This window comes from Arthrobacter sp. P1_D12, from assembly GCF_056406175.1.
On sequence record NZ_JBFUAR010000029.1, the window covers coordinates 21,706 to 40,997 of the forward strand.

General features: G+C 69.3%; 18 protein-coding genes and 1 pseudogene. 7 read left to right on the forward strand and 12 right to left on the reverse strand.

Annotated features, from left to right (window positions below):
* Window positions 1-3: 3 nt before the first annotated feature.
* Both AC1DZV_RS19275 and AC1DZV_RS19280 read left to right on the forward strand, forming a co-directional pair.
* Window positions 4-768 carry an amino acid ABC transporter permease gene (locus tag AC1DZV_RS19275; protein ID WP_028277188.1) on the forward strand — a complete coding sequence of 255 codons (765 nt, stop codon included), beginning with the start codon at window positions 4-6 and terminating at the stop codon, window positions 766-768.
* Window positions 765-1,502 carry an amino acid ABC transporter ATP-binding protein gene (locus AC1DZV_RS19280; RefSeq protein ID WP_028277189.1) on the forward strand — a complete coding sequence of 246 codons (738 nt, stop codon included), beginning with the start codon at window positions 765-767 and terminating at the stop codon, window positions 1,500-1,502. The genes AC1DZV_RS19275 and AC1DZV_RS19280 overlap by 4 nt, the downstream gene beginning before the upstream one ends.
* A gap of 79 nt (window positions 1,503-1,581) precedes the next feature.
* On the opposite strand, the gene hemL is transcribed toward AC1DZV_RS19280, so the two are convergent.
* From hemL to hemE, 10 genes are all read right to left on the reverse strand, one after another.
* Window positions 1,582-2,913, reverse strand: coding sequence for a glutamate-1-semialdehyde 2,1-aminomutase (gene hemL, locus AC1DZV_RS19285; protein WP_223913924.1), 1,332 nt, complete (start codon window positions 2,911-2,913; stop codon window positions 1,582-1,584).
* Between the two features lie 45 nt (window positions 2,914-2,958).
* Entirely contained in the window at window positions 2,959-4,059 is a 1,101-nt protein-coding gene (locus AC1DZV_RS19290) for an LLM class flavin-dependent oxidoreductase (protein WP_476951119.1), read from the reverse strand.
* Window positions 4,056-5,039 carry a porphobilinogen synthase gene (hemB, locus tag AC1DZV_RS19295; RefSeq protein ID WP_476954386.1) on the reverse strand — a complete coding sequence of 328 codons (984 nt, stop codon included), beginning with the start codon at window positions 5,037-5,039 and terminating at the stop codon, window positions 4,056-4,058. Before hemB ends, AC1DZV_RS19290 begins: the two co-directional genes overlap by 4 nt.
* Entirely contained in the window at window positions 5,036-6,004 is a 969-nt protein-coding gene (locus AC1DZV_RS19300) for a uroporphyrinogen-III synthase (protein ID WP_476954387.1), read from the reverse strand. Before AC1DZV_RS19300 ends, hemB begins: the two co-directional genes overlap by 4 nt.
* Before the next feature lie 19 nt (window positions 6,005-6,023).
* Window positions 6,024-7,022 (reverse strand): hydroxymethylbilane synthase, encoded by a 999-nt coding sequence (gene hemC / locus AC1DZV_RS19305; RefSeq protein WP_476951122.1) that lies wholly within the window; start codon window positions 7,020-7,022, stop codon window positions 6,024-6,026.
* Complete coding sequence (locus AC1DZV_RS19310) at window positions 7,019-8,311, reverse strand: ferrochelatase (protein ID WP_476951123.1); 1,293 nt, start codon at window positions 8,309-8,311, stop codon at window positions 7,019-7,021. The genes hemC and AC1DZV_RS19310 overlap by 4 nt, the downstream gene beginning before the upstream one ends.
* Complete coding sequence (gene hemQ, locus AC1DZV_RS19315) at window positions 8,308-9,054, reverse strand: hydrogen peroxide-dependent heme synthase (protein ID WP_476954388.1); 747 nt, start codon at window positions 9,052-9,054, stop codon at window positions 8,308-8,310. Before hemQ ends, AC1DZV_RS19310 begins: the two co-directional genes overlap by 4 nt.
* 171 nt (window positions 9,055-9,225) lie before the next feature.
* The gene (locus AC1DZV_RS19320) at window positions 9,226-10,083 is read right to left on the reverse strand and encodes a hypothetical protein (RefSeq protein ID WP_476954389.1); all 858 of its coding nucleotides are present in this window, start codon (window positions 10,081-10,083) and stop codon (window positions 9,226-9,228) included.
* Window positions 10,084-10,321: 238 nt separating this feature from the next.
* Window positions 10,322-11,848, reverse strand: a complete 1,527-nt coding sequence (locus tag AC1DZV_RS19325) for a protoporphyrinogen/coproporphyrinogen oxidase (protein ID WP_476954390.1) — start codon at window positions 11,846-11,848, stop codon at window positions 10,322-10,324.
* A 4-nt stretch (window positions 11,849-11,852) separates the two neighbouring features.
* Window positions 11,853-13,025, reverse strand: coding sequence for a uroporphyrinogen decarboxylase (gene hemE / locus AC1DZV_RS19330; RefSeq protein WP_476943551.1), 1,173 nt, complete (start codon window positions 13,023-13,025; stop codon window positions 11,853-11,855).
* A gap of 170 nt (window positions 13,026-13,195) precedes the next feature.
* Here hemE and AC1DZV_RS19335 point away from each other — a divergent pair, with 170 nt between their 5' ends.
* Window positions 13,196-14,590, forward strand: a complete 1,395-nt coding sequence (locus AC1DZV_RS19335; protein ID WP_476951127.1) for a glutamyl-tRNA reductase — start codon at window positions 13,196-13,198, stop codon at window positions 14,588-14,590.
* A 38-nt stretch (window positions 14,591-14,628) separates the two neighbouring features.
* Here AC1DZV_RS19335 and AC1DZV_RS19340 read toward each other — a convergent pair whose 3' ends face one another.
* Together AC1DZV_RS19340 and moeB are read right to left on the reverse strand one after the other, a co-directional pair.
* Window positions 14,629-15,729, reverse strand: a complete 1,101-nt coding sequence (locus tag AC1DZV_RS19340) for an SDR family NAD(P)-dependent oxidoreductase (RefSeq protein ID WP_476954391.1) — start codon at window positions 15,727-15,729, stop codon at window positions 14,629-14,631.
* 85 nt (window positions 15,730-15,814) lie between these two features.
* Window positions 15,815-17,038, reverse strand: a complete 1,224-nt coding sequence (gene moeB / locus AC1DZV_RS19345) for a molybdopterin-synthase adenylyltransferase MoeB (protein WP_476951129.1) — start codon at window positions 17,036-17,038, stop codon at window positions 15,815-15,817.
* 157 nt (window positions 17,039-17,195) lie between these two features.
* Between moeB and AC1DZV_RS19350 the strand changes: the two genes are divergently transcribed.
* The 4 genes and pseudogenes from AC1DZV_RS19350 to AC1DZV_RS19365 form a co-directional block, all read left to right on the forward strand.
* Window positions 17,196-17,843, forward strand: coding sequence for a TetR/AcrR family transcriptional regulator (locus tag AC1DZV_RS19350; RefSeq protein WP_279294506.1), 648 nt, complete (start codon window positions 17,196-17,198; stop codon window positions 17,841-17,843).
* A 61-nt stretch (window positions 17,844-17,904) separates the two neighbouring features.
* Entirely contained in the window at window positions 17,905-18,129 is a 225-nt protein-coding gene (locus AC1DZV_RS19355) for a DUF3107 domain-containing protein (protein WP_028278253.1), read from the forward strand.
* A 58-nt stretch (window positions 18,130-18,187) separates the two neighbouring features.
* On the forward strand, window positions 18,188-18,490 hold the full coding sequence (locus tag AC1DZV_RS19360; RefSeq protein WP_079552845.1) for a hypothetical protein: 303 nt from the start codon (window positions 18,188-18,190) through the stop codon (window positions 18,488-18,490).
* 167 nt (window positions 18,491-18,657) lie between these two features.
* Window positions 18,658-19,292, forward strand: a pseudogene (locus AC1DZV_RS19365) (hypothetical protein); the annotation flags it as partial.

Here is a 19,292-nt window from a genome sequence, read left to right on the forward strand (position 1 = left end):
TCCATGGATGCACTCGATCAACTCGTAAAGACCTTCTTTGACTGGGAGGCGATGGCAGCCGTCCTGCCGAACATGATTATGTTCGGCCTGCCCAACACCCTGATCCTGGCGGTTTCCTCGGGCGTGCTCGGGTGCATCCTGGGCATGGTCCTGGCCGTCATGGGCACGTCCCGCCTGACGCCGCTGCGGTGGCTCTCCCGGATCTATACGGACATCTTCCGCGGCGTTCCGGCTATTGTCATCATCCTCCTCATCGGCCTCGGGCTCGGACCCATAGTCCGGGTAGCGACCGGATCCACGAACCCGTTCCCGCTGGCCATCTTCGCCCTGACGCTCATGGCGGCGGCCTACATCGGCGAGATCTTCCGCTCGGGCATCCAGAGCGTGGAAAAGGGCCAGCTGGAGGCGTCCCGGGCCCTGGGCTTCAGCTATGGCTCGTCTATGCGCCTCGTGGTGATTCCACAGGGCGTCCGGCGCGTGCTCCCGGCCCTGGTCAACCAGTTCATCGCGCTGATCAAGGACTCGTCCCTGATCTATCTGCTGGGCCTGATCGCCAGCCAGCGCGAGATCTTCCGGATCGGTAACGACGCCGCGGCCAACACGGGAAACCTCTCGCCACTGGTTGCCGCCGCGTTCATGTACCTCATCCTGACCGTTCCGCTCACCCACTTGGTCAACTACATCGACAAGCGCCTGCGCACCGGCCGTCCGGAGAAACGGCAGCCGGACGACGCCGCGGCCCTGATCGGGAAGGGAGCACAGCCATGAGCGAATTCGCCTCCGGCTCGCTGACCGGCAAGAACCTGCACTTGTCCTTCGGCACCAACCATGTCCTCCGCGGCATCGACCTTCATGTCGAGAAGGGCACCACCGCCTCGGTGATTGGCCCCTCCGGCTCAGGGAAGTCCACGCTGCTGCGTGTCATGAACCGCCTGATCGAACCGGATCAGGGCGACATCCTGCTCGATGGCCGCTCGGTCCTGAAGGACAACCCGGACGAGCTGCGCCAGCGGATCGGGATGGTGTTCCAGCAGTTCAACCTGTTCCCGCACAAGACCGTGGTGGACAACGTCTCGCTGGCGCTGCGGAAGCTGCGCAAGCTGCCGGCCGAGCAGGCCCGGGCCGAGGCACTCGAGCAGCTCGACCTGGTGGGGCTCAAACACAAGGCCGACGCCCGTCCCGCCAACCTCTCCGGCGGCCAGCAGCAGCGTGTCGCCATTGCCCGCGCCCTGGCCATGAAGCCGGAGGTGATGTTCTTCGATGAGGCCACCTCCGCCCTCGACCCCGAGCTCGTCAAGGGTGTGCTGGCGCTGATGGCCGACCTCGCCAAGGGCGGCATGACCATGGTGGTAGTGACCCACGAGATGGGCTTCTCCCGCAATGTCTCGGACACTGTGACGTTCATGGACGCGGGCGTCGTCGTCGAGTCCGGTCCCCCGGAACAGATCTTTACCAGCCCTCGGACCGAGCGGCTGCAGGGGTTCCTCGCGGACGTTCTGTAATTCGCGCCAGCGTCCCGGCAGCTTAAATGACTGATGGCACCCGCAGCGGCGGGTGCCATCAGTCAATTAAGGGCTGAGGCTATGGCTTGGCGCCGGCGGCCGCCTTCGCCGCGGCCGGGAGGGCGTCGAAGATCCGGTTCATCGCGGTGTCGTCGTGGGCGGCGGAGAGGAACCAGGCCTCGAAGACCGACGGCGGCAGGTAGACGCCGGAGTCCAGCATGGAGTGGAAGAACGGGGCGTAGCGGAACACTTCCTGGCCCTGGGCGTCGTCGTAGTTGTGGACCCCCCGGGCGCCCGTGCCAAAGGCCACGGAGAACAGGTTGCCTGCGCGCTGGATGGAGTGGTCCACGCCGGCCGCATCGAGTGCGGAGGACAGCGCCGCGGAGAGTTCCAGCGAGCGGGCATCCACGAACGAATAGACCTCGGGGGTGGCGTGCGTGAGGGTCGCGACCCCGGCGGCCATGGCCACCGGGTTACCGCTCAGCGTCCCGGCCTGGTAGACGGGGCCCAGCGGCGCCAGGTAGTCCATGACCTCCGCGCGTCCGGCGAGGGCCGCCGTCGGCATGCCTCCACCAATCACCTTCCCGAACGTCAGCAGGTCCGGGGTCCACGGCTGGGCGGCACCGGCGGCGCCGCCGGTGAGGCCCCAGTAGCCGGAGTAGCCGGTGCGGAATCCGGTCAGGACCTCGTCGAGGATCAGCAGGGCGCCGTGTTCGCGGGTGATCCGGGAAAGGCCTGCGTTGAAGCCGTCGCCGGGGGTGACCACGCCCATGTTGGCGGGAGCGGCTTCGGTGATGACGGCGGCAATGCTGTCACCGTGCTTGGCGAAGGCGGCTTCGACGGCGCCGAGGTCGTTGTAGGGCAGCACGAGCGTCTCGGCGGCGGTCGCGGCGGTGACCCCGGCCGAGCCGGGCAGCGCGAGGGTCGCCAGGCCGGAGCCTGCGGCGGCGAGGAGGCCGTCGAGGTGGCCGTGGTAGCAGCCGGCGAACTTGATGATGAGGTTGCGGCCGGTGAAGCCGCGGGCGAGCCGGACGGCCGTCATGGTCGCCTCGGTGCCGGTGGAGACCATCCGGACGCGCTCGGCGGCCGGGACGCGCTCCTTGACGATTGCGGCAAGGTTGGCCTCGTCCGGCGTGGAGGCGCCGAAGGAGAGACCGCGGTCGACGGCGGCGTGCACGGCTGCCAGGACCTCCGGGTGGGCGTGTCCCAGCAGCGCCGGGCCCCAAGAGCAGACGAGGTCGACGTAGTCGGCACCGTCGGCGTCGGTCAGGTAGGCACCCTTGGCGGACACCATGAACCTCGGCGTCCCGCCCACAGAGCCGAAGGCGCGCACGGGCGAGTTCACGCCGCCCGGCATCAGCTGGCGGGCACGGTCGAAGAGTTCCTCGTTGCGAGGCATGCTGGAAGTCATGGTTCCTATTCTTTCAGTTCGCGGCGAAGTCAGTTCGCGGCCAGTTCAGTTGGCGCTCAGCAACGCGGCCACGCGGGGCGCCACTTCGGTGCCGAACAGTTCAATGGAGCGCATCATGGCCGCGTGCGGCAGGGTGCCGTTGCTGTACTTGAGATCAAAGCGGTCCACCCCCAGGTTCTTTTTGAGCAGGGCAATCTTCGCGGCCACGGTTTCCGGTGACCCGACATAGAGGGCCCCCTCGGGCGTACACATCGCGTCGAACTCGCCCCGGCTGGCCGGGCCCCAGCCGCGTTCGGCCCCGATCCGGTTCCGCTGCTGTAGCCAGTGCGGGAAGAACTCCTCGCGGGCTTCCTCATCCGTGGCGGCAACGTGGCCGGGCGAATGCGTGGCCATCTGCTGCATCGGGTGCCCGTACTTGGCCATGGCCTCACGGTAGAGGTTGGCCAGGGGCGCGAAGGACCGCGGCTGGCCGCCAATGATCGCGAAAATGATCGGGTAGCCATACTCGGCGCAGCGCAGCACCGACTCGGGCGTGCCGCCGACGCCGATCCAGGTCGGCAGCAGGTGGTGTTCCAGCGGCGGGTAGACGCTCAGGCCGCTGATGGCCGGCCGGGTACGTCCCTCCCAGTGGACCGGTTTCTGCGCCCGGACCTTGTCGAAGAGCTCGAGCTTTTCCTCGAACAGGACCTCGTAGTCCGCCAGGTCCAGACCGAACAGAGGGAAAGACTCGATGAAGGAGCCGCGGCCCAGCATGACCTCTGCCCGGCCGCCGGAGATGGCGTCCACGGTGGCGAAGCGCTGGAACACCCGTATCGGGTCATCGGAGCTGAGCACTGTCACGGCCGAGCCGAGACGGATGTTCTTGGTGCGGGCGGCCGCCGCGGCCAGGAATACCTCCGGGGCGGAGACCGCGAAGTCGCGGCGGTGGTGCTCCCCCACCGCGAAGGCGTGCAGGCCGATCTGGTCCGCGAGTTCGGCCTGTTCCAGGAGCTGGCGCAGCACCTGGGCGTGCGGGACGGGATGGCCGTCCGGGAAGACCCCGACGTCGCCGAAGGTGTTCAGGCCCAGGAGGATGCGGTTGGGCCCCACCGGCGCGGTGGGTATGGAATTGAGCGGGGCATCCGCGGATTCGGGGGCCGTGTTCATCGGGTTTCCTTCAGCCAGCCGGCGAGCTCACTCGCCCAGTAGGTCAGCACCATGTTGGCGCCGGCGCGCTTGATGCCCAGGACGGACTCGGTGATGGCGGCCCGGCGGTCGATCCAGCCGTTTGCGGCGGCGGCCTCGATCATCGAGTACTCGCCGGAAATCTGGTAGGCGGCCACGGGGACCGGGCTCATGGCGGCGACGTCGGCGAGGATGTCCAGGTAGCTCATGGCAGGCTTCACCATGACCATGTCGGCGCCTTCGGCCAGGTCCAGGTCCACCTCGAGGATGGCCTCCCGGCGGTTGGCGGCGTCCATCTGGTAGGTGCGGCGGTCGCCGGTCAGCTGCGAGTCGACGGCCTCGCGGAACGGGCCGTAGAACGCGGAGGCGTATTTCGCTGCGTAGGCCACGATCGCGGTGTTGGCGTGCCCGGCGTCCTCGAGGGCCTGCCGGATCACGGCGACCTGGCCGTCCATCATGCCCGACGGGCCCAGGACGTGGGCGCCGGCGTCGGCCTGGGCAACCGCCATCCGGCCGTAGATTTCCAGGGTGGCATCGTTGTCGACATAGCCGTTGGCGTCCAGGACACCGCAGTGGCCGTGGTCGGTGAATTCGTCCAGGCACACGTCGCTCATGACCACGAGGTCGTCGCCGACCTCGGCGCGGACGTCGCGGATGGCTTTGTTCAGCACGCCGCCGGGGTCCAGCGACGCCGTCCCGCGCGCGTCCCGTACGGCGGGGACGCCGAACAGCATGATGCCGCCGACACCCAGCTGGACAGCCTCGGCCGCGGCACGCCTGAGCGAATCGGTGGTGTGCTGCTGCACGCCGGGCATCGAGGCGATCGGGTTGGGCTCACTCAGGCCTTCGCGGATGAAGGCCGGCAGGATGAGCTCCGAGGCTGAGAGCCGGTGTTCGGCCGTCAGCCGGCGCATGGCCGGGGTGGTGCGGAGCCGGCGGGGGCGGTGGGTCGGGAAGCTCATATGGTGTCCTTTGCTGAGGGCTCTGCGGCTGACGGATGCGGTGGGGGCTGCTGGTGGTCAAGGGACCGGACGACTGCGGCAACCAGGCCGGACGCCGTCGGCTCTTCGGCGACGGCGTCGACGCTGAGTCCGAGGGAGGCCGCCTCGGCCGCCGTCGAGCGTCCGATGGCGACGAAACGGCAGGTGCCCAGCGGGCCGATGTCCGCGTGGATGCGGCGGGCGGCGCTCGGGGAGGCGGCGACGACGGCGTGCAGCCGCCCGGCCCCGATTTCGGCTTTCGCCTCGGCCGTGGTGAGCACGGTGGGCGGCGGCGCGTCCTGCCCGGCCGGACTGATCCCCTGCGACATGGTCGCCTGTGGCGGGGCCGGCGGGAATGCGGGCAGCGCCCGCCGCGGATCGGCAGGATAGTCGACGGTGTTGTACGCGGTGACGGCCTGGACGGCCGCACCGCGGGCCTCGAGGCCCTTGCGCAGCCGCGGGTCCGCTATGTCCGCCTGGGGCAGGAGCACGCTGCCTTGGTTCGCGGGCCAGATGTCGAGCAGGCCCGTGCCGGATTGCTGGCCCGTGGGTGCAAGGTCGACGCTGATGCCCCGGGACTCCAGCTCACGGCGGGTCGCCGGGCCGATCGTGGCCACGAGGATGCTGCCGGGCAGCCAGCTACTGAGGGAGGCGCCGCGTTCCGCGGCTTTCGCCTCAAGGGCCTGGACCGTGGTCACGCTGCTGATCACGAGCCACGTGTAGGCCCCGGCGCCGAGGGCGTCGAAGGCGACGTCGAGGGAGTGCTGGTCGCTGGCCTGCTCAAAGTCAATCAGCGGGAGCAGCAGCGGCTCGGCGCCGGCACGGCGCAGGGCCGTGACGAGTTCCCCCGCGCGGTCCGGGCTGCGGGCAACCAGCACGCGGGCGCCCTCCGGCACCCTCATGCCGGTTGGGCCGCCCGTGTGGTTGCGGTCGCTGTGCGGTGCCATGAAGTGGTGGATCCGTGGTTCAGGAGGCTGTCAGGTCCGCGATGTCCGCGGCGCCGCGGGCCAGCAGGACTTCCGCCAGCTCGATCCCGAGCAGCGTTGCCCCGACCTCGGTGAGGGCGTCGGTGGCCTTCTTGTCGCGGACGGTTGCCGTGCCGTCGACGGCGCAGACCACCGCTTCGAGGTACAGCATGCTGCCCTTGCGGTAGGCGTAGGCGCCCACCGGGGCGGCGCATCCGGCCTCCAGCCGGGCCAGCAAAGCCCGTTCCGCCGTGACGGCGAGCCGGGTGTCCGGATCATCGAGGGCCGCGAGGGCCTGCGCCAGCACGCCCTGGGAGCCTTCCGTGGACCCTGCCCGGCGGGGGGCGTCGGCGGTGCGGCATTCGATGGCCAGGGCACCCTGCCCGGCGGCCGGCAGCATGATGTCCGTCTCGAGGTATTCGCTGACCGCGTCGAGCCGGCCGATCCGGTGCAGTCCAGCGGCTGCGAGCACGACGGCGTCGAGGTCGTTTGACTTGCCGTCAACGACGGCATCGTTCGTGTTGCCCGACAGCCCGGGGACGCGTCCCAGCCGGGTGTCCACGTTGCCGCGGATGTCGCGGATGTCCAGGTCCGGGCGCACGGCACGGAGCTGGGCCGCGCGGCGCGGGGAGCCGGTGCCGACGCTCGCGCCTCTCGGCAGGTCGGCGAGCTTCAGCCCGTCGCGGGCGCACAGCACGTCCCGGACGTCGACGCGTTGGGGTGTGGCCGCGAGGCTCAGGCCGAGGGCCGGACCGGTCGGGAGGTCCTTGAGCGAATGCACGGCGATGTCGCAGGTGTCCTGCAACAGGGCGTCGCGGAGCGCGGCGACGAAGACGCCGGTACCGCCCATCTGGGACAGCGAGCCTTTGAGGACGTCGCCGTCGGTCCGGATATGGACCAGCTCCACGGGGAACCCGCCGACGGCGGCCAGCTGGTCCGCGGTCTGCTGGGTCTGGGTCAGGGCGAGTTTGCTGGCGCGCGTGCCGATCCGGACGCTCATGCGGTCCCCTGGCCCGCCGCAGCAGCAGCCGCGGCTGCCCTTCCCGCCGCCGCGGGGGCGGCCGGGTAGGGATCGTGTCCGGTCCCGACGGTGGTGTCGGCTCCGGCGATGGTGGGTTTTTCGCCGCGGAAGTTAGCGCAGCAGCCGGGACGGCAGACGTCGTACCAGGGGCCGAGGTTGGTCAGGTGCGGCCGCTCGGCAATATTGTTCGCGACGGTCCGCTCGCAGATGAGGTCCACAAGCCCGGCGACAAACTTGCGGTGCGTTCCGGGCGTGGGGACACGGGTTGCGGCCAGTTCCAGCCGGGCGCAGGTCTCAAGCGCCTCGGTGTCCAGGTCCCAGACCACTTCCATGTGGTCGCTGACAAAGCCCAGCGGCACAATCACGATGCCCTTGACGCCCTGGCCCGCGAGCTCCTCGATGGCGTCGTTGATGTCCGGTTCGAGCCACGGCACGTGCGGGGCGCCGGAGCGGGACTGGTAGACGAGGGACCAGGGTGCGGTCAGGCCGGTCGCGTCTTCCACCCGGCGGATGATCTCGGTACCGGAGGCCAGGTGTTGTGCGGCGTAGGCGGAGTCTTCCTCAAAAGTGCGCGGCTCGCCCTCGGACCGGCCGGCGGCCTCGGCGTCGCGGGTCGGGATGGAGTGCGTCGCGAACAGGATGTGCACGGGGGCGTCCGGGGTGCCGGCCGCGGCCAGCTGGGCACGGACGTCGGCGAGGCCGGCCCCGGTTCCCTCGATGAAGGGTTCCACGAACCCGGGGTGGTCGAAGTACTGGCGCACCTTGTCGACCTCGAGCTTGCCGTCGAGCCCGGTTTCGGTCAGCGCCATGCCGATGTCCTCGCGGTACTGGCGGCAGCTGGAGTAACAGGAGTAGGCACTCGTGGTGAGCATGAGCACCTTGCGGTGGCCGGCGTCGTAGATCTCCTGCAGGGTCTGCGGGATGTACGGGTCCCAGTTGCGGTTGCCCCAGAACACCGGCAGCGCGATGCCGCGGGCTGCAAGTTCGGCCTCGAGGCCGGCCTTGAGCTGACGGTTCTGTCCGTTGATGGGGCTGATGCCGCCGTTGGCGCGGTAGTGGTGCGAGACCTCTTCGAGCCGTTCGTCGGGGATGCCGCGGCCGCGGGTGACGTTGCGGAGGAACGGGATGACGTCCTCCTGGCCTTCGGGTCCGCCGAACGAGGCGAGGAGCACGGCGTCGTACTCCTTGGGGGCCATCCGGCCGGCCTCGGTGACGGTGTTCACGGCGGTTACCGGGGCGGCGGATTCCTGCGGATCGAGCGGGCTCATGCCAGGACCTCGGCAATCTCGGCGGCGGTGACGCGGCGGCCGGTGTAGAAGGGGATTTCCTCGCGGACGTGGTGCCGGGCTTCGGTGGCGCGCAGGTGGCGCATCAGGTCCACGAGGTCCACGAGCTCGGGGGCTTCCAGTCCGAGGATCCATTCCCAGTCGCCGAGGGCGAAGGAGGAGACGGTGTTGGAGATGACCTGGGGGAAGTCGCGGCCCAGCATGCCGTGGTCGCGGAGCATGGCGCCGCGCTCGGCGTCCGGGAGCAGGTACCACTCGTAGGAGCGGACGAAGGGGTAGACGCAGAGCCATTCCGCCGGTTCCACGCCGCGGGAGAACGCCGGGGTATGGTTCTTGGCGAACTCGGCCTCCCGGTGCACGCCCATGGCGGACCAGACGATCTCGGTGCCGGCGAACAGCTTGCTGCGCCGGATGTCCCGCACTGCCCGCTGCAGGGCTTCCGGCCGGGGACCGTGCAACCAGACCATGATGTCCGCGTCGGCCCGCATCGCCGAGACGTCGTAGCTGCCGCGGTGGACAACTCCGTCGTCGGCGAGGCTCTTCATCAGGGCCTCGAAGTCCTCAGCGGCATCGGCGCCGCGCAGGATGTCCGCTGACCGCTTGAATACGGTCCAAAGGGTGAAGAACTGCTCAGTTGAATCTTCGGGCGCCGATGCCCCGGCGACTGATTCTCCGGGGGCTGACATTCCGGTTTTAGTGACAGATTCGGCAGAAGTGTGGCTCATGCATACCAGTCTGCCTCCTCTCCCCAGCTAAGTCGAAAAAAAGCACTTCTACAATGCGTAGAAGTGCTTTATTTCACATGCGGGGCGCGGGAGGTGGGAGGCGGGTCCGCGGGAGGCGAGTCCGTGGGAGGCGGGTCTGCGTGAGGGGCGCGTCCGCGGGGGCGGGTCCTGTCAGCTCCGGCGCATCCGGAGGACCGCGGCGCCGGCGCCGAGCGAGAGCGCCACCAGGCCGATGCCCCAGCCGACCAGCGGGGACAGGCCGGCCGGTTCCAACGTCGAGGTTGCCTCGAGGGAGGAGTTGCCGGAGTGGCCCTTGGCCGGAGCCGGTGCCTGGGTCCAGCCGGCTGTGTTTGAACCCGTTGGGGACGGGTGCGGTGTGGCCGACCTCGAGGCCGTCGCCTGCGCGCCGGCACCGTTGCCCGCGGCCGGCACAGAGGTGCCGGACTGTGGATCGGCGGCCGGGTCGGCGGCCGCGCTGCCCGGTGCCGGCCGGCCGGGGGCCTGCCCGGTGGGGGCAGACCCGGCGGATCCGCCTGCGGCGGGAGCTCCCGGAGCCGGGGCGGCGGGCGGAGTGGCGGGGTCCTGCGGCCCGGCGGGCGGCGCAACCTTCGCGGGCGGGGTGCTCGACGCCGGTGGGGTACTGGTGCGCGGGGCCGTGGGTTCGGGATCGCTGGGCTCGGGGTCGCTGGGCTCAGGGTCGCTGGGCTCGGGGTCGCTGGGTTCCGGGCTGCTGCCGCGCGACGGCGACGGGGAGGACTCGCCCGAGCCGGCGGACGGCGAGGGGCTCGGCGTCGTCGAGGAGCCCAGCAGGCTGTCCAGCACGTCGCCGAGGCCGAGGGTCAGCGAACCCTGCGCGGACGGTGCGGTGGACGCCGCCGCGGACAACCCTGCGGCCGCCTGCGAGGCAGGAGCCCCGACGGTGCCAGCCAGGACGGCCCCGAGCACGACCGCCGCCGCGCCGCTTCGAAGGCCCCGATGGCGGCCGGTCTTCGTTGTTGACACCTTGGACCTGAAAATAAACATGGTCATCGAGCCTAGCCGGAATCGACCAGCAGGAAAAACTTGCAAAAACCGCGAATTTCCGGCACGAAACCGCAGGGACCGGAGGGGTTCAGGGTGCCTTTGGAACCGCTGTGATTCGTGTGACTGAAGGTGTGTTTGGGACTCAGGAACCTCGTTCGGAACAGCCTAATTCAGGGTCACCAAATTCAGCGCACGCACATTGAGGCAACCACATTCAGCGCAGCCACATTCAGCGCAGCCGCGTTCAGGACAACAGGGCGCGGACCTGCTGCGGGGTGTCGGCCACGATCGCTGCCAGGCCATTGCCGGACAGCCAGCCACCCACCACGGCAAGCGTGCCGTCCGCGGCACAGACGCTCCGGACGGCCGCGATGCGCTGCCTGTGGCCCAGGGACGCAAACGGCAGCGCGCCGGCCCAGCGGACCACGTCCCAATCGGCCACGTCCCCGGCGCCGACTGGCACTGCCAGCAGGGCCGACGCATCAGCAAGGGCTGCGCGGAAAAGTTCATCGTCGGAGCGCGGCGCCGCGGCCAGTCCGCCGCCGCGGGACTCGGGCAATGCCCGGGGAGTAACAGCCCCTGGAGCTGCGCTCCGCCCGTAGGAGAGCCGGAGCACATGCCGTCCCGGGCCTGCCTGCTCCGCCAGCCACGCCCATTTGGCGGTGGCGTGCGTCAACGCCTTGGCCTGCACACCCGGGCTCTGCGGCGCAACAAGCACGCCGGTGCCGCGTGGCGCCGCGTCAAGGGCCGGGAGGTCCACTACGAGCGTGACAAGGCTGACGTCGGGTCCGGCATCGGGGCGGTGGCCGGCAAGTTCCGGCAGGGACTCCTCAAGCAGCCCGACGGCGGCGGGACCGTCGACCGCAATCGCGAGGAGCCCGGCGTCGAAAGTGGCCTGGTCCGTGGCCACGCGCCAGCCGTCGGCGGTGCGCCGCACTGACCGGGCCGCGGTGCCGGGCAGCAGGATGACTCCGCGCTGACGCAGATCGGCCAGCAGGGCGGCGACGAGGGTGTGCATGCCGCCGCGAAGGCCGGCGACGGCGGAACCGGCCTTCTGGAGCCCGCCGGCCTGGCCTGCTCCGGACGGTCCGGCTGGTCCGGGGGGGCCGCCCGTGGCGGCCGCCGCTCCCCTGCGCTGGGCCGCGACGGCGGCGGCCAGGGAACCATGCTGGCGGATGCCGGCCCGCAGACCGGGGGCCACCATGTCGACGTCGAGCACCGACGGGTCGGCCGAGTGCACGCCGCCGACCACCGGTGCGACGAGCCGGTCCAGGACCCGCCTGCCCATCCGCCGGCGGACCAGGGCTGACACGCTGGTTGCCCCGTCAGCGGTGCCCAGCGAGGCCGGCAGCACGGCGTCGACGGAGGCGCGGAGGGATCCCAGCAGGCCCAGCGACCGGCGGACTTCCGGGTCCCACGGGCTCGCCGGGATGCCCAGCACACCGGTCTTAGGCAGTTCCCGGGGGCCGTCAGGCAACTGGACCCAGGCCCCGCCGGGGTTCGGCGCGACGATCCCGCCGGCCAGCCCCAACTCCGCGGCGAGATCGGCTACGGCGGCGGTGCGGGTGGCGAAAGACTCCGCGCCGCTGTCCAGGGTCAGTCCGGCCACGACATGGCTGCCGACACAGCCGCCCCAGGCCTCGCCGGCCTCCAGGACGGTGGTGCTGACCCCGGCCCGGGCGAATTCCCGTGCCGCAAGCAGCCCGGAAATCCCGCCCCCGATCACGACGGCGGTGCCTTCCACGGGAGTCCCGGCGGTGCCTGCGTCCACGCCCCTACTCCGGAGCGATGGAGTGGATGAGTTCGACGACGCGCGTGAGCACCTCAGGGTCCGTCTCCGGCGGCACACCGTGGCCGAGGTTCAGGACGTGCCCGGGTGCCGCGGAGCCGGCGGCGATCACCTCTCGGACGTGGGCTTCGAGGACTTCCCACGGCGCCGAAAGCAGTGCCGGGTCGATGTTGCCCTGCAGCGGGACGGTGCCGCCGAGGCGGCGGTTGGCTTCGTCCAGCGGCAGCCGGTAGTCGACCCCCACGACGTCAACGCCGACGTCGCGCATCGCGACGAGCAGTTCCGAGGTGCCGGTGCCGAAGTGGATCAGGGGTGCGCCCAGGTGCCGGACATGGTCCAGGGCACGGGACGACGCCGGCGCAACGAAGCGCTGGTAGTCGGCAAGTCCCAGCGAACCGGCCCAGGAGTCGAAGAGCTGGCCGGCGGAGGCGCCGGCTTCCAGCTGTGCGCGGAGGAACATCCCCGAGGCATCGGCGGCCCAGTTGGCCAGGGCAGTCCAGGTTTCGGGGTCGGCGTGCATCATGGTGCGCGGGCCGAGATGGTCGCGGGAAGGCTTGCCTTCCACCATGTACGCGGCGAGGGTAAAGGGCGCACCGGCGAAGCCGATCAGCGGGGTGCTGCCGAGCTCGGCCACCGTGAGCCGGACGGCTTCGCGGATGGGCTCCAAGGCCTCCCAGGTCAGCTGCGGCAGGGCGGCAACGTCAGCGGCCGTGCGGACCGGTTTGTCCAGGACGGGTCCGACGCCGGGCACGATGTCCACTCCGACACCGGCCAGCTTGAGCGGGATGACAATGTCCGAGAAGAAGATGGCGGCATCGACATCGTGGCGGCGGACCGGCTGCAGGGTGATTTCTGAGGCCAGCTCGGGGCGCAGGCACGAGTCCAGCATCGCGACGCCCTCACGGACCTTGAGGTATTCGGGCAGTGAGCGGCCGGCCTGGCGCATGAACCAGACGGGACGACGGGAGGGCTTGCCGCCGCGGTAGGCGGTGATCAGCGGCGAATCCGCGGTGCGGCCGTCCATCAGCGGGTGGCCGGCGTCGAGGCCGCGGGCGGCGCCGTCTGTGGCGGCGCCGTCAATGGCTGCATTGCCGGCTGCGCCGTTGTCGGACGTACTGAATGTGGTCGTGCCGGCACGTGCCGCAGCGCTTGGAGTCATGACTTCGATTGTGCCCAAATTTGTGGCCAAAAGATAACGACAGCCTGTCACGCCGGCTCTGACACCGGCCCCGAGTGCCGGGTCGTGGCGGGAATCACAGGCCAGGGTGCCTGAGCCCACGCCCGGACAGTTGTTCTACACGGGCGCGAAAAAGCTATGATGGTGATGCTGTGGTTCTTTTTTCATTGGTGGCTACACACGCCGACATCGACCTCGAAACCGTTGCTCAGTTGAGCACCGGTGCTTCAGGGATCGCCACATCCGCCCTCGCCGGATCGCCGGCCGTGGCGGGTGCCGTTGTCCTTGCCACCTGCAACCGCCTTGAAATCTACGGCGAAGCCCCCCATCCGGACGCCGTCGCCGCGGCCCGGGCGGCCCTCATCACCCACATCAGCGGCGCCAGCGGACTCAACGATCAGCTCGTCTCCCGCGCCTTCAGCACCCGCACCGGCGCCGAGGTCAGCCAGCACCTCTTCTCGGTCAGCTCCGGGCTGGACTCCGCCGTGGTGGGCGAACGGGAAATTGCCGGGCAGGTGCGCCGCGCCTTGATCACGGCCCAACACGAGGGCACTGCCAGCTCCGGCCTGGTCCGGCTGTTCCAGGCCGCGTCCAAGACCGCGAAGGACGTCGGTGCCCAGACGGCGTTGGGTTCGCGCGGGCTCTCCATCGTCTCCGTGGCCCTTGACCTCGCCACGGACCTGTCGGAAAACCCGGACTGGTCCGCCAAGAAAGCCGTCGTCTTCGGGACCGGCGCCTACGCCGGTGCCACCATGTCCCTGCTGCGGGAACGTGGCTGCACCGATGTCTTTGTCTATTCCTCCTCCGGCCGCGCCGCCGGCTTCGTCGCCACCCGGGGCGGCACGGCACTGAACGAGGACACGCTTCCGGGCGCAGTTGCCGCCGCCAACGTCATGATCGGCTGCAGCGGCTCCGACAGCCGGGTCGAAGCGGACGAACTCGCCCGGATCCGGGCGAACTCGCCCCAGCCGCTGATCGCGATCGATCTCGCTTTGACCCATGACTTCGACCCGGCGGTCGGCGACCTCGACGGCGTTGAACTGCTTACGCTGGAATCGGTCCGGCTGGCCGCACCGCAGGAACAGGCCGAGTCGCTCGAACAGGCCAGCAGCATCGTGGCCGGGGCGGCCAGCGCCTTTGAGCAGGAGCGCGAGGCCAGGAGCGTCGACTCGGCGATCGTCGCCTTGCGCCGCCACACGATGAACGTCCTGGATGCGGAAATGGAAAAGGTCCGGGCCCGGCACGGCTGCACGGCCGCCGCCGAAGAAGTCGAATTTGCCCTGCGCCGCATGGTGAAACAGCTTCTCCACGTCCCCACCGTCAGGGCCCGCGAACTGGCCTCCAACGGACAGCAGGACGCCTACATTGCCGGTCTTGAGGCGCTGTACGGCATCACGGTGGAGCCTACCGCCGGCGCAACGGTTGCAGGTGCCGCCGGTTCCGGGGCCGCGTGCCCCGTGGACCACAACGCCGCTGTCCACAACCCCGGTGTCCATAACCCCGGCGACCCGAGCCCCGCAGCGGGCGACATCCGCGAAACCGCGTAGCTGCCCCGCGCCTCCCCGCACCGCGGCTTATCCCTGGATTATCCGGGGAAAGCGTTGATCCCGGTCATTTCGGCCGACACCTGCCACAGCCGTGTGGCCGCCTCCCGGTCCACCGCGTGGGCATCCACTCCCCTGATCCTGGCTTCGGGCGATCCCGGCACCGTGGCTTCGGCGATGTCGCAGTCCTCGCAGTAGACGCCGCCCATTCCTTCGAGCGCCGGCGCCGTCGCGGCCCAGACCGAGGTGGCGGCGCCCTGCGCGGGTGTCTTGAACCGCGGGTCGAGTTTGCCGTGCTCGTCCATCCAGCCCGCGGCGATCATTTCCTCCCGCGGCAGGTGCCGTTGCAGCTCCGTCATGATCCCGCCGGGATGTACTGCGAAGGCGCGCACGCCAAAGTTCCGGCCCAGGGCATCGAGCTGGACGGCGAAGAGCGCGTTCGCCGTCTTGGCCTGGCCGTAGGCACGCCACTTGTCGTAGCCGGCGTCGAAATTGATGTCATCGAAGCGAATGGCCGAGAGCTTGTGGCCGGTCGAGGACAGCGAGACCACGCGGGCTCCCTGCGCCGCGGCAAGCGCCGGCCACAGCAGGTTGGTCAAGGCAAAATGGCCCAGGTGGTTCGTGGCGAACTGTGATTCCCAGCCGGGTCCCACCCTTTGCTCCGGACTTGCCATGATGGCGGCGTTGTTGATGAGGATGTCCAGGCTGCGGCTTGAGCCCGGCGCCGCGCCAGGTGCCGTTCCGGTCGCCGGGCCGGCCAGGAAGCCGGCGGCGAACGCCTTCACACTGGCCAGGTCCGCAAGGTCCAGCTCGGCGACGCTGACGCCGCCGCCAGCCGTTGCCGGCGTCAGCCCCGCCGCGGCCAGGACGTCGCGGGCATGCTCGGGCCGCCGGGCCGGCACCACGACAGTGGCGCCAGCGGAGGCCAGCGCCCGCACGGTCTCCAGGCCCAGCCCCGAGTAGCCGCCCGTGACAATAGCGGTCTTCCCGGTCAGGTCGATGCCGGCAATGACGTCGGCCGCCGTCGAATCCCGGCCGAACCCGGAGCCAATCTTGCGCTGGGACGTCACTGTATTTTCCTGGCTCACGGCATTTTCCTGGCTCACGGCGTCTTCCTCTTTCACGACATCTTCCTCGCTCATGACCAAGCCTTTCGTTTTAGGGCGCCGCTCGGCGGAGCGTGTTGTGCGGTATCGCGGCCTTGCTGGCCATATGGCCCGCCAAGGCTCAGTACACCGGTTTCCCGGGCTCCACGTCCCTTACCCAGGCGAGAATGCCGCCTTCGAGGTGGCTGACGCGCCCGTACCCGGCGGCGCGGGCCGCGGACAGGACGGCGGCGGATCGTGTTCCGGCCTTGCAGTGGAAGACAATTTCGGCATCCTGGGGCAGTTCCTGCCACGCCTCGCCGGCAAGGATGCGGCTTTGCGGGATCAGCTCCGAGCCCTCAATGCGGACGATTTCGTATTCTCCCTGCTCCCGCACGTCCACGAGGTGGAAGTCCTTGAGGCCGGCCTTGCGGGAGGCCAGCATGGTGGCGAGCTGGGTCGCCGTCACGGTGTGCTCGGTACCGGCATCCGCCGTTGGAGTGATCCCGCAGAAGGCCTCGTAGTCGGTGAGTTCGGTGATTCGTGCTGCCGCCGGGTCCTTGGTCACCTTGATCTCGCGCCAGGTGCCGCCCAGCGCGTCATAGAGCGCCAGCCGGCCCAGCAGGGACCGGCCGACGCCGGTGATCAGTTTGACCGCCTCGGTCACCATCAGCGCTCCGACGGCGGCGCACAGCATGCCGAACACGCCGCCTTCGCCGCAGGACGGCACGGATCCGGGCGGCGGCGCCTCCGGGTAGAGGTCCCGGTAGGTGGGCCCGAACTGTTCCCAAAAGACGCTGACCTGGCCGTCGAAACGGAAAATCGATCCCCAAATGTAGGGCTTGCCGAGGATGGCGGCGGCGTCGTTGACGAGGTAGCGCGTGGCAAAGTTGTCGGCGCCGTCGAGGATCAGGTCGTAGCCGGCAAAGAGTTCCAGTGCGTTGGACGCGTCGAGCCGGACGTTGTGGAGCCGGACATCCACGAGCGGGTTCAGGGCCGTAATGGCGTCGCGAGCCGACTCGATTTTCGGCCGGCCCACATCCGCGACACCGTGGATGATCTGGCGTTGGAGGTTGCTGAGGTCGACGTCGTCGTCATCGACGATGCCAAGGGTGCCGACCCCCGCGGCGGCGAGGTAGAGCAGGGCCGGGGAGCCGAGGCCACCGGCACCGATCACCAGGACTTTCGCGTTCTTGAGGCGTCGCTGGCCGATCGCGCCGATCTCCGGAATGATCAGGTGCCGCGAGTAGCGTTCCACCTCGTCCGGACTGAGGTCCGCAGCCGGGTCGACCAGCGGTCCGGGCTGCGGACCCAGCTTCGTCTGGGGGGTTGCGGGGGCACCGGCGGCGGTGAACTTGGAAGCCATACTTCAATCTATGCCCGAAGATACCACCAGGTCATATTACCCGCGCGTAAGGTGTAATTGAGTGCAAGGTAGTTCAGTACAAAATGCAGACGATTGCCATTGCGCGCAATGGGGTGAATTAAGGGAAAGAAGGCCGACAGTGGTTCATCAGGCACCGTTGGAGCGGGACGAGTCCGGCAAGCCGACGGCAGTGCAGCCGCGGAGCGGGCAACGTTCGGCCCGCCTCCCCCGCGACGAACGCCGGGCGCAGCTGCTGGCGGCCGCGCAGGAAGTTTTCGTGGCGAACGGCTACCACGGTGCCGCCATGGACGAGATCGCCGAGACCGCCCACGTCAGCAAGCCGGTGTTGTACCAGCACTTCCCCTCCAAGCGGGACCTCTACCTGGCTCTGCTGGACAGCCACCTCAGCAAGCTGACCGACCTCCTGCTTGGCGCCCTGAACTCCACCACAGACAATGACGAGCGCGTCCAGGCCGTCATGCGCGCCTACTTCCGCTTCATCGCGCACGACGACCAGGCCCACAGGCTCGTCTTCGAGTCGGACCTGATTAACGATCCCGACGTCAGCGCGCGGCTGGAAACGTTCAACAAGACCTTCGCCGACGCCGTCGCGCACGTCATCGCCGAGGACACCAAACTGCCTGAGCTGGAGGCCCAGCTGCTGGGCCGCGGACTCGCTGGCATGGCCCACGTGAGCGCACGGTATTGGCTGGAAACGGACGGGAACCTGGATCTCGATGTAGCCAGTGACCTCATCTACCGTTTAGCTTGGCGCGGAATCTCCCGCTTCCCCAAAGAGACCTAGACTACAACTAGAGATTGACCTTAGACATTTTTTGGACGTTGATTGGCTGGGAGGCCTTGCTGTGGAAGTAAAGATTGGTATTCAAAACATTGGCCGCGAAATTGTCCTCGAATCGGCGCAGGATGCCGAAGCCGTCGCCAAGGTAGTTGGCGACGCGATCGCCAAGGGCAGCGAACTGCGGCTGACGGACGACAAAGGCCGCCTGGTGATCGTCCCCGCCAATGTTCTGGGCTACGTGGAAATCGGCGCAGAAGAGGCCCGCCGCGTCGGCTTCGGTGCCCTCTAGCCCCGTTCTTCCCACCACCGTTCCTTCATCGCAGTTTCTCCATCGTGAGGTGTCCTGAATGCTTTCCCTGATTGTGGTCGCCATGGTGACCGTGGCTGCGGGTTTCGTGGTGTGGGCCAACGACAAGCGCCACCAGAAGTACGGCGTCGCCGTCCCCGCGGGAGTTGCTGCATCCGTCGGTATGCTCAGCTGGATCATCTTCATTGCGGCCGGATTCGGCTACCAGCCGGGCCTGACCTGGATCCCGTGGATTCTGCCGATGGTCCTGGGCACTGCGGCCTCGATCGCGGCCGTGGTGTACCTCGGCAAGGCCCGGACGCGGCAGGACACCGAGCGGCTCACCAGCATCCTGAAGCTCTAGCTCTTTATCCCCGCGCAGCTGTTTTCCGCGCGCAACCGTGACCACGCACCCAACGGGGTGCGTGGTCACAGTTCGTTTGGGGTTCGGCCGGGTGCACCGCACCGGAGTCACTCCGAGGCGGAACCGTGCCCATCACTTTTGTCGGAGCCCTCAAATAGACTCGAGCCATGGAAGCCGTCAGGGATTTCATCAGGGATCTCACCGCCTGCGAGGACGAGGCGCAGGGCACGGACCGGGGTGCAGCCCCGGTCGGGCAATCCGGTCTGGACGCCGCCCTGACCGCGCTGCGGGCTGTGGGTTCGACGGCGGTGGAGGATGCGGGGTCGTGGGGATTCCGGGCCGCGTCGGACTTCGCCGGCAGCGTGGAGGAAGTCTCCCGCGCGGTGGAGTATCTGCAGCTCGTCGCGGCCGCCGCCGTGGACCGGACCAGGAAGCAGTCCGCAGCCGCGGCCACGGGGGTCGCGGCGGGGGCGGTCACCGCGTGGACCACCGGCTGGCGTGAGAGCCCCGCCGGGTGGCAGACCGGCGCACCCGGAACCGTGGAACCCGCCGGCACTTCCTTGGCCTCGGATCCTTCCGGCACGTCCTTGTCCTTGGTTCCCTCCGGCACGTCTGTTGCGGCTGCTCCCGCCGGAACCCCCGGAACGGGTGAGTCGGCGGTGCCGGAATCGGTGCTGGATGACGGGTACCGGAACACGGTGGAGTTCCTGCGGGCGCGGCTGCGGATCGGCGCCGCGGAGGCCAGGCGCCGGCTCGGCCTGGCCGACACGCTGCTGCCCCGGCAGGGACTCGCCGGCCGGTC

What these genes read in the sequence shown, in the direction of transcription:
- AC1DZV_RS19275 (WP_028277188.1), top strand. Translation starts at nt 4, where the DNA reads ATGGATGCACTCGATCAACTCGTAAAGACCTTCTTTGACTGGGAGGCG.
- AC1DZV_RS19280 (WP_028277189.1), top strand. Translation starts at nt 765, where the DNA reads ATGAGCGAATTCGCCTCCGGCTCGCTGACCGGCAAGAACCTGCACTTG.
- hemL (WP_223913924.1), bottom strand. Translation starts at nt 2,913, where the DNA reads ATGACTTCCAGCATGCCTCGCAACGAGGAACTCTTCGACCGTGCCCGC.
- AC1DZV_RS19290 (WP_476951119.1), bottom strand. Translation starts at nt 4,059, where the DNA reads ATGAACACGGCCCCCGAATCCGCGGATGCCCCGCTCAATTCCATACCC.
- hemB (WP_476954386.1), bottom strand. Translation starts at nt 5,039, where the DNA reads ATGAGCTTCCCGACCCACCGCCCCCGCCGGCTCCGCACCACCCCGGCC.
- AC1DZV_RS19300 (WP_476954387.1), bottom strand. Translation starts at nt 6,004, where the DNA reads ATGGCACCGCACAGCGACCGCAACCACACGGGCGGCCCAACCGGCATG.
- hemC (WP_476951122.1), bottom strand. Translation starts at nt 7,022, where the DNA reads ATGAGCGTCCGGATCGGCACGCGCGCCAGCAAACTCGCCCTGACCCAG.
- AC1DZV_RS19310 (WP_476951123.1), bottom strand. Translation starts at nt 8,311, where the DNA reads ATGAGCCCGCTCGATCCGCAGGAATCCGCCGCCCCGGTAACCGCCGTG.
- hemQ (WP_476954388.1), bottom strand. Translation starts at nt 9,054, where the DNA reads ATGAGCCACACTTCTGCCGAATCTGTCACTAAAACCGGAATGTCAGCC.
- AC1DZV_RS19320 (WP_476954389.1), bottom strand. Translation starts at nt 10,083, where the DNA reads ATGACCATGTTTATTTTCAGGTCCAAGGTGTCAACAACGAAGACCGGC.
- hemE (WP_476943551.1), bottom strand. Translation starts at nt 13,025, where the DNA reads ATGACTCCAAGCGCTGCGGCACGTGCCGGCACGACCACATTCAGTACG.
- AC1DZV_RS19340 (WP_476954391.1), bottom strand. Translation starts at nt 15,729, where the DNA reads ATGAGCGAGGAAGATGTCGTGAAAGAGGAAGACGCCGTGAGCCAGGAA.
- moeB (WP_476951129.1), bottom strand. Translation starts at nt 17,038, where the DNA reads ATGGCTTCCAAGTTCACCGCCGCCGGTGCCCCCGCAACCCCCCAGACG.
- AC1DZV_RS19360 (WP_079552845.1), top strand. Translation starts at nt 18,188, where the DNA reads ATGCTTTCCCTGATTGTGGTCGCCATGGTGACCGTGGCTGCGGGTTTC.